The 8,291-nt window shown below is 66.1% G+C and carries 7 protein-coding genes and 1 pseudogene; 3 read left to right on the top strand and 5 right to left on the bottom strand.

The window, feature by feature from the left end; all coding sequences use genetic code 11:
- Nucleotides 1-184 precede the first annotated feature (184 nt).
- Complete coding sequence (locus ACWEO7_RS37070) at nt 185-922, bottom strand: IPT/TIG domain-containing protein (RefSeq protein ID WP_452430238.1); 738 nt, start codon at nt 920-922, stop codon at nt 185-187.
- A 630-nt stretch (nt 923-1,552) separates the two neighbouring features.
- On the opposite strand from ACWEO7_RS37070, the pseudogene ACWEO7_RS37065 reads away from it, so the two are divergent.
- A pseudogene (locus ACWEO7_RS37065) lies at nt 1,553-1,630 on the top strand (MaoC family dehydratase); the annotation flags it as partial.
- 160 nt (nt 1,631-1,790) lie between these two features.
- Here the strand turns inward: ACWEO7_RS37065 and ACWEO7_RS37060 are convergent.
- The 3 genes from ACWEO7_RS37060 to ACWEO7_RS37050 form a co-directional block, all read right to left on the bottom strand.
- Nucleotides 1,791-2,363 carry a TetR/AcrR family transcriptional regulator gene (locus ACWEO7_RS37060; RefSeq protein WP_452430236.1) on the bottom strand — a complete coding sequence of 191 codons (573 nt, stop codon included), beginning with the start codon at nt 2,361-2,363 and terminating at the stop codon, nt 1,791-1,793.
- 337 nt (nt 2,364-2,700) lie between these two features.
- Nucleotides 2,701-3,045 (bottom strand): hypothetical protein, encoded by a 345-nt coding sequence (locus ACWEO7_RS37055; protein WP_452430235.1) that lies wholly within the window; start codon nt 3,043-3,045, stop codon nt 2,701-2,703.
- 519 nt (nt 3,046-3,564) lie between these two features.
- Entirely contained in the window at nt 3,565-3,996 is a 432-nt protein-coding gene (locus ACWEO7_RS37050; RefSeq protein ID WP_452430234.1) for an excalibur calcium-binding domain-containing protein, read from the bottom strand.
- A gap of 1,083 nt (nt 3,997-5,079) precedes the next feature.
- On the opposite strand from ACWEO7_RS37050, the gene ACWEO7_RS37045 reads away from it, so the two are divergent.
- Together ACWEO7_RS37045 and ACWEO7_RS37040 are read left to right on the top strand one after the other, a co-directional pair.
- Nucleotides 5,080-6,456, top strand: coding sequence for a DEAD/DEAH box helicase (locus tag ACWEO7_RS37045; protein WP_452430232.1), 1,377 nt, complete (start codon nt 5,080-5,082; stop codon nt 6,454-6,456).
- Nucleotides 6,457-6,552: 96 nt separating this feature from the next.
- On the top strand, nt 6,553-6,846 hold the full coding sequence (locus tag ACWEO7_RS37040) for a hypothetical protein (RefSeq protein ID WP_452430231.1): 294 nt from the start codon (nt 6,553-6,555) through the stop codon (nt 6,844-6,846).
- A gap of 424 nt (nt 6,847-7,270) precedes the next feature.
- Here the strand turns inward: ACWEO7_RS37040 and ACWEO7_RS37035 are convergent, their stop codons facing one another.
- Nucleotides 7,271-7,480: a 3-hydroxyacyl-CoA dehydrogenase NAD-binding domain-containing protein gene (locus ACWEO7_RS37035; RefSeq protein WP_452430229.1), complete on the bottom strand. Its 210-nt coding sequence runs from the start codon at nt 7,478-7,480 to the stop codon at nt 7,271-7,273.
- Between the last annotated feature and the right edge of the window lie 811 nt (nt 7,481-8,291).

Genomic DNA, 8,291 nt, shown 5'->3' with positions numbered 1-8,291 from the left:
AACTTCTTACGTCCCTGCGGAGTTCGATCCGCCCGGATCTCGAAATCCACAACACCCCTCGAGCTGAGGTGTTGCAACGACTCCTAGAACCCGCGGAAAAGTGAGCGGCCCCTTGGGGATCGCGATGCCACCATCCGCGGGCGAAGTACGATTCCTCAGGCTGCGGCTGGCGCGGTCGACTCCCTCAGGCGTAGGTGAAGAAGAGCCCGGTGGCGATACCGCCTGGAGTGGTGACCGTGATCGGCGCCGCACCGAACCCCAGCGGGGTGACCGCAGTGATCTGCGTATCGGAGTTCACCGTGAACGAAACCGCCGGAAGGAAACCGAAGAACACGCCGGTAGCGCCGGTGAACCCGCTCCCGGTGATCGTGACCACCGTGCCGCCTGTCGCCGGGCCGGTACTCGGGGTGACCGAAACCAGCGTCGGTACCGACACATATGTGTACGGAACTGCCGGGCTCGTGCCGGCCGGGGTGGTCACCGTGACCGGCACGGTGCCTGTTCCTGGCGGGGCGATCGCGATGATCAAGGTGCTGGACACCCCGACGAAGAAGGTGGCCGGGGTGGCGCCGAAGTTCACCGCGGTGACTCCGCTGAGGCCGGTGCCGATCAGCGTGACCAGATTGCCACCGGTCGCGGGACCGAAACTGGGAATGATCGCAGCGACCACCGCAGGCGCCACGACATACGTGTAGGGAAACCCATTACTGGTCCCGCCCGCGTTCGACACGGTGATGTTCACGGTGCCGGATCCCGGTGGGGCGATGGCCGTGATCTGTGTATTGGAGTCCAGTGTGAAAGTGGTTGCGGTGCCCCCGAACCGCACTGTGGTCGGACCGGTGAATCCGGTGCCGGTAATGACCACGCTGTTGCCCCCGGAAGTCGGACCCGTGGTGGGCGACACAGAACTGATAGTAGGCATGGCATTGCCCTCCTCGAAAACTGTTTCTCTGAACCCGGGGGGTGCTCGACCTTCTGGTAGCCCGGATGTAACCATTAAGGACTCCGAAGCCACACTCGGACAATGGATATCGAATTCCGGTTTTGTCCGTTTTACGAATGGATCCATCGCTCTGCCAAGAGTTCGATGCGTGCTGCATCGTCAATTCGACGTACGCCAGAACCGCGCCGCAATCAGCTGCCGGTTGGCGGTCGAGCCGGGTGATGACCCTCCGGCGGCAAACCATGGACCGGCGACTGCCGCGTTGCTGATCGATCAGCCCCAGGCGGGGCAAGCACTCGGGTCGTATCCGCCGCCCGCAGCAGGCAGCTCCCGGGGCCCGATCACCTTGACCTGCGCCGGGATTCTCCGGGTGCGCACCGAGCAACACGCACGCCCGCTGTGCGGGCGGGCTCGGTGCCGAAAACGATGGCGGCGTCTCCGGCGCACTTGCATGCTTTGTTCCCGCACGGAATGTGCGCTACGCCCGCGGAAGTTCGCGCAGATCGTGACGCCGTCCCCGGCGAACAGCTCTAGGCCTGAACCAATTCGGCCGTAGGACAGTTACCGGACTTCGAAGAGGTCGGGACCGTGCAGGGCCAGCCGATTCGCGGAATCCAGATCCTCATGCGCCAAGTGTGGGAGCGCGAGGGCAGCGACAAGCCCGTAGTCGTCGCCGAATCCGTCGCCGCGTCGTCGAATAGCGGCTGCGCCAACCAGCCCCACGCCGTGTTCAGGAGTGGTCGACGGTCAGCGATCCGTGGACCACTCCCGGCGCTGAGCCGACCGACCAGCCGTTCAGTGATCGGAAGCGCTGTGTGAATCGACGCCGTAGGCGTAGTCGGTGCGATCACACCAGCGGCGCACGGTGGACGACACCTATGCCACGCACCCATAGCGTGGACAGGGTGGCCGCGGCCGCATCAGCGTCGATATCGATATCGGCCTTGGCCCACTGGTAACAGAATTCACGCACCATGCCACACAGCGCCGTCGCCGCATAGTGGGGGTCGATATCGAGAGCAGCGAGGCGGTTGTCCTGGAGCCGGAGGATCATCTTTTCGGCCCGGTCGATGAATAGATCGATCTCGGCTTGACGAAGCTGCTCGATGTCCGGGTTGAGGCCGGCGACTTCACTCCACATGAGCATCAGGCGTTGGTGGTCGCGGAAGGCGAGGACGTATGCCCGAACCGCCGATTCGATCGCCTCGACGGCGGTCCGGGGCTGAGCGCCGAGCCGCGAGCGCACCTTGGCGCGCATGTCGGTGATCAGATTCAGCACCACCGCGCGGAAGATCAGTTCCTTGGAGTCGAAATAGACGTAGAAGGTCCCGCGTGCGACCCCTGCCTCGGTGACAATGTCGTCGACCCGCGTCTCGAGGTAGCCGAGTCGCGCGAAGACGAGCTCGGCGGCCTCGACCAATTTGGTGCGAGTTCGTTCACCCCGCGGCGTCAATGCCGGCGTTTCCTTACCGGCCCTGGTGTTCCCCGTTTTCGACACGCCACCATCGTTGCAAAGCGCGCTCCGCTGCAGCGCCAGCGGGCCCGAGGGCGAGCGAGTTGGGCAGCCAGGAGGAGCCCGTTTTGCCGGTGGGGAAGTTCGCGTTCTTGCGGCGTTGGCGCCGGGTCACGGAGTGGCGGCCGATGACTTCTTCGGACAGCAGTACCCGCAGCACTTCAGCGGGGTCCCAGCGTTGAGGGTCGGGCGATGGCGAGCATGTCGGGTGCGGCTTTGCGCAGATAGGGCACTTTGGGATGGGTCATGCGCCGAACCTCACCCAGTTGCTGGTGCCGGGCTGGACCGCGTCCGCCTCGTCGGCGCATACGACATCGGCCAGGTAAGAGAACCTGGCCAGGTGATCGACGGCGGCCAGGTCACCGTGGTCGAAGCGGCCCGCGACCGCGGCGAGACCGAGCGCTTCCTCGACCGCCTCCCGTCCGGTCGCCTCCCGTCCGGTCAACGCCGCTGACTCGAGCGCGCGGGTCATCTTCGCGCGGATGCGCGACACCCCGGACGCGGAGGCTTCGGCCAGCCAGCGGCGGGCGCCTTCGCCGAGCTCGAGGAACGCGATCTCCTCGACGGTTCGGGGCCGCAGTTTCCGCACCCGTGGTAGATCCCCGCCCGCATGATGCGGGTAGTGCTCGTCGAGGATGCGCGGATTGCCCGGCGTTCAGAGCCGATGGCGAGCGACCTCGGCCAGCCCTCGAGGATTTCTCCGGGTGATCACCGCCCGTGTCGACCCGGTCTGCGCGGACAGGTCGGCGACGGTGAGCCCGAGACGGTCCATCATCATCGCGACCGTGGCGATGTCGGCCGCGGCGCGCGCTCATGCGTTCGCTCCCTCGGCGAAGCGGCGCGCGAGCATCTCGTCGAGCATATGCGGCGGGTACACCTCCAACAGCGCCTACTGCGGGTCGGCGGCCAGTAGAACCCGGTCATGGATGCGGATGCCCGCTCCGCGACGAACCGGCGCCGGCAGCGACAGGTGCCCGTACTTGCTGACGCCGCGGCGTGTCCGGAGGGGGAACACACGCGTTAACCACAGAGATCGACCTGTGGAAGCGGTGAGCAGATGTCCTGCCGCACTTCCTCTGCGCGCCAGCGCAAACTGCGTCGGTTTGCCCTATTCGCAGGCGATGCCATCCTTATCGCGGTCCAGCTCTGATCTGTAGCCGGGTTCTCCCCGCCGCAGCGGCGCGGCGCCCGCGGCCTTGGCGGCGGCGCAGTTGGAGTAATAGACGCTGGGAGCTGCCGGTCGCGGTGGCACCGGCACGGCCGCCGCCGGAGGCGTCGGTACCACCGCCGCGGGCGGGGCAGGCGCGACTGCAGCTGGCGGCGAGGTGGGGGCGATGGTCGTTTCCGGTGTGGTCGGCGGCAGCGGTACGGCAGTGGTTGTCGGCGGCAGGAGTGTCGTGTGGCCAGCGGATACGACTGATGTCGTGACCGGTGTCGTGGTGGTTGGTGTTGACGCGGTTTCGGCACCGCAAGCGGCGGCCGCGAGCGTCACCGCCGCGCACGAAAGGAGAGCGGCAGCGTGTCGCCGTGGTGATGTCATGGTCTCTTTCCGAGGTAGGGGTGTACGTCCGAGCACAGGTGCACGCCGCCGCGTCGACGGAAAGGGTGACGTGCAGCCATGACGCACCGCCATGGCATTGCACCTTGCGTTGTCGGCTGTGGTTCCGTCCCGCAGGTTCTGCGTGGTGTGCAGCTCGGGAACTGCCAGCCTTATCGGGATCGGCCCGGGTTGTGTTTCGGGTATCCAACGCCGTTGGTCTGGCCCTGTGGTTCGCCTCGGCCCGATCGTCGGGGTCCTGCCGGTTGGACCGTATCCCTTCTTTCGACGCGGTTGCCTCTGAGCCCATCTAGCAGTCCCGACGATGAGACTCCGCACATCTGGCACCTCGGAAGTCGCTGTGCTGGAAAGGGGTTCGCCCTCACTCCGCGCGGAGCTGGACGCAACTGGTCAGTGTCCGTCTCTGTCGGTGATGTCGGGCCAATCCAGCTTCGCGTGGAATCGGAGGGGAACGACGAGGGTTGGACCGATCTCGTGTCCCAAGTAGTCGACGAGAGGTTCGATCCCCATGCGTATCGCTAGGCTGAGCCCCGCCGCGATGCTTCGGCACCGTCAGAACGCGGGCATCCACCTGTTCGCTCGGTGACAGCCGCAGCAGGCTGCCCGGAACCCCGGTCTGGGCTGTCGACTGACATCAAGCGCCCGCGTACGCCTGTCGTGCGGAGGAGATGTGGTCCGATCAACTCGCCGTCGCCAGCCCCTGACCTGCTGTGCACGAGGCGTTCGACGTTAAGGTCCAAGTGTCGCGTCCCGGCGTTTCCCTCTTGGCCACGCCTGCAGATTTCGCGGCTGCGCAATCGCACGGCAACCCATCAGGCGGGCGAGAAACCTCACCCGATGAGTACGAACCGCCCATCACAGGCTATTGTTGATCAAGTGCGTGACATGTCACGCCAAGCGTCGTAGATCGCATTCGCTTCGCAACTAGCGCTTGCCGCATCCGCTCTTCTTACGGCGATCGATTTTGCCCATCGGCAATCTCGCCACTTCGTGCCCCCGGCGCGGACCCGGAAGGTCCACAGACGGCTCGGGCGCCACCTGATGCCCGAAAGGCCCGCAACACCTATGAGTTCTGCTGACATCTCTTTCGCCGCGCTCGGCGTGAGCGCACCGCTGGTGAAGGCGTTGACTCGCGCCGGGATCACCGAACCTTTTCCGATCCAGACCGACACCCTGCCCGATTCCCTGGCCGGACGCGACCTGCTGGGCCGTGGCCGGACCGGCAGCGGCAAGACGCTCGCCTTCGCCATTCCGATGGTCGACCGACTCGGCGGCGGTCTCGCCGGTAGGCGCGCACCGAGTCGCCCGACCGGCCTGGTGCTGGCGCCGACTCGGGAATTGGCCACCCAGATCACGGCCGCGCTGGAACCCCTCGCCGCGACCTATCGCATGACCGTCACCACAATTTTCGGCGGGGTCCCGCAGAACCGGCAGGTCCGGGCGCTGCGCGCCGGGGTCGACATTGTCGTCGCCTGCCCCGGCCGGCTCGAGGATCTCATGAACCAACGTTTGATCTCCCTGGATGCCGTCCGGGTCACCGTGATCGACGAGGCCGACCACATGGCCGACCTCGGGTTCCTGCCAGGTGTGACCCGCATTCTCGCGGCCACCCCGAACGACGGTCAGCGCCTGCTGTTCTCGGCCACCCTGGATAACGGCGTCAACAAGCTGGTCAGCCGCTTCCTGCCGGATGCCGAGCTGCATTCCGTCGATGAGGCGAACTCCCCGGTCGCCGCCATGACCCATCACGTTTTCGAAACTGCGAGCGTCGAAGCCAAGCGCGAGGTCGTACACCGGCTCGCCTCGGGTTCGGGTCGGCGAATCCTCTTCATGCGCACCAAACATCAGGCTCGCAAACTGGCCAAGCAGCTGACCCTCGCCGGAATTCCGGCCGTCGATCTGCACGGCAACCTCTCGCAGAGCGCCCGCGACCGCAACCTCGCGGTCTTCGCCGCCGGCGATGCCCTGGTGCTGGTGGCGACCGATGTGGCCGCCCGCGGCGTGCACGTCGACGGTGTCGAGCTGGTCGTGCACGTTGATCCGCCCGCCGAACACAAGGCGTACCTGCACCGCTCGGGCCGTACCGCGCGGGCAGGCAACTCCGGTGAAGTGATCACCCTGGTGCTGCCCGGCGAACGACGCGACGTGGCCGACCTCATGCGCAGGGCCGAGATCACTGTAACCCCGCAACGGGTCACCGCCGATTCGCCCGTGGTGGCCGAACTCGTCGGCACCATCGCCCCATTCGTCGCGCCCTCCTACAGCGAGCGGGCGGCACGTGAAGACGACCGCCGCAGCAGCGGACCGTACCGTAGCAGTGGCGGCACACGCAGGGGCGGCGGCGGACCGCGCCAGAGCAGCGGCCGTCGCAACGGCAGTGCGGCGCAAGGTCAGGCGCACGCCAAGCCGCGCGCTCACTCCGCGCGCGGAACGGTCGCGTAGTGCCCGTGTTGGTCGCTCCCCCAGGCAAGCCCATGCCGAGATCGCCGCGTCGCTGAGCATCGCCAGCGGATTGCCGGACATCGAATGCTGGTGAACATGGCTGATGACGCCGGTACTGGCGGGCAACCCATCGAGCGCGAGGCAGTCGTCTGGCCAGGGCTGGGTCGCCAGGCTCGTGTTCGAAATCTCCACCCGCGATCAGCTCCCGAGGCCCCGCATGACGCGCTTACCGTCGCCGGGTGCGAGCAGATCTTCCTCGACAAGGCTTCCGGCAAGCTTGCGTCGCCGCTCGGGTCAATGACGCGCCGGTTCGATGTCGAGCGCGCGTTGAAGCTGGCTTGCCCACCAGTGCAGGTTGGGCGGTCGAGTCTTGCGCTGCCGCACCGGTGAGGCCGGCGCTTCGACGGAAAACGCTGCGGTAGAGGGGCTCGGTTGCCATCGCCTGGTGGAGGGCGGCGACCGCGAGTCGTGTCTCGTCGAGGGAACTTCCGGGAGGCCGACTCCGATGCGGGACGTCGACGACCGGGTCGAGCATGCCGCCACCGCGGTCGCGCCATCCCGCCGCGTGCAGCGCCACCGCGAGTTCGCCATAGCCGCCCCGATAACGGACTCGAGCGACTCGCCGCGGCAGATCGCGGTGTGCACGACACCTTTGTCCCACAACGCATGGCCTCAGCCCACCGTTGGCGTGCCGCCTCTGCCCTCCGTCGTGCCACTGGGGTGAGCGCGGGCGCGGACTGCGCGGCAGCCTCGCTGGCGGGCTGATCGTGCAAACACCTGCGGTGCGCACGCACGGCCCGGTCGACAGCTTCGGTCAGGCTGTTGTGTCGTACCTGGGCGCGGTGCCCGGATTGCTCCGGGTCCGCACGCTCTCGGGCAGGTACGCCCCCGCCCCAGCGCCCGAGTCTTCTTGGCTGACGTTGGCGAGCAGGACCAAGTGCCCGGCGCGCGCGACGGTGACGGCGGTGCCGACACCCATGGTTCCGGCACCAAGTACCGCGCCCAACACCTCACGAACTTCCATATTGACAATCGAGACAAAAGTCTTACAGTTAGCGTAAGGGTAACCCGCCGATCAAAGAGGAGGGACGGGTGACTGCCATCCGCGTGATTGAGAAGCCATCGCAGCGCGCCCCAAGAGGGCAGATGCGCTACGAGTCGGGCCGCGCAAACGTAGAAAGAGGCAAAAGGTTGAGTGGCGTGTGATCGTGATCGAATCCACCTGAGATCTTATCGGCACGGCACTTGAATGCCCTCACCGCGGCGGCGAAGTCGGGGGAACCTGCGGAGTGATCGAGCGCCATTCGACTCGCGGTTGCTATCGTGCTCAGCATTTTGCGGTCTAAGTGTTTGCATGTTTGGTGGTTTCATATGTCGGCGGATGCTCCTTTGCTCAGCCGGTAGCAATTGTCTGACCGCCCTATCGGCTCGGCACGAGGAATCGCGTCAACGCCGCCACTTGCGTCTGTGAGAGCAGCATCCGGTGGGACCGAGTTCCGCCGCGAGCATGCAGCCGATTAATTTGTCGACAACCACGGTCGTCATTGGGGTCGGCCCCATACGCCATAGATAAGCGATTTCGCCGACTCCGACGTCAAATCTGCGCAGCGTAGGCCAGTTAAAAGCTGCCGTCCAGTCGGACATCATCGACTTCCCCAGAACGCCGCGAGCGCAATAGGAGCGAAGCGCGTCGGCGGTCGCCTATACCTCAAAACCAGAGAGAACTGATCAGAAAGGAATCAAGATGAGGAAAATCGTCACGGTGGCCGCGGGGCTCGTCGCCGCGGTCGGGATCGCTTCCGGCTCCGCCGGTGCCCAGCCCGGCGCGGATGACG

The sequence above is a fragment of the Nocardia sp. NPDC004260 genome (genome assembly GCF_053603155.1).
The sequence above is the reverse complement of the archived record's forward strand: the minus strand, read 5'-3'. Positions and strand labels throughout refer to the sequence as shown.

Bases quoted from the DNA above. Each gene is read 5' to 3' on its own strand.
- ACWEO7_RS37045 (WP_452430232.1), top strand. From the start codon at position 5,080: ATGAGTTCTGCTGACATCTCTTTCGCCGCGCTCGGCGTGAGCGCACCG.
- ACWEO7_RS37070 (WP_452430238.1), bottom strand. From the start codon at position 922: ATGCCTACTATCAGTTCTGTGTCGCCCACCACGGGTCCGACTTCCGGG.
- ACWEO7_RS37050 (WP_452430234.1), bottom strand. From the start codon at position 3,996: ATGACATCACCACGGCGACACGCTGCCGCTCTCCTTTCGTGCGCGGCG.
- ACWEO7_RS37040 (WP_452430231.1), top strand. From the start codon at position 6,553: ATGGCTGATGACGCCGGTACTGGCGGGCAACCCATCGAGCGCGAGGCA.
- ACWEO7_RS37035 (WP_452430229.1), bottom strand. From the start codon at position 7,480: ATGGAAGTTCGTGAGGTGTTGGGCGCGGTACTTGGTGCCGGAACCATG.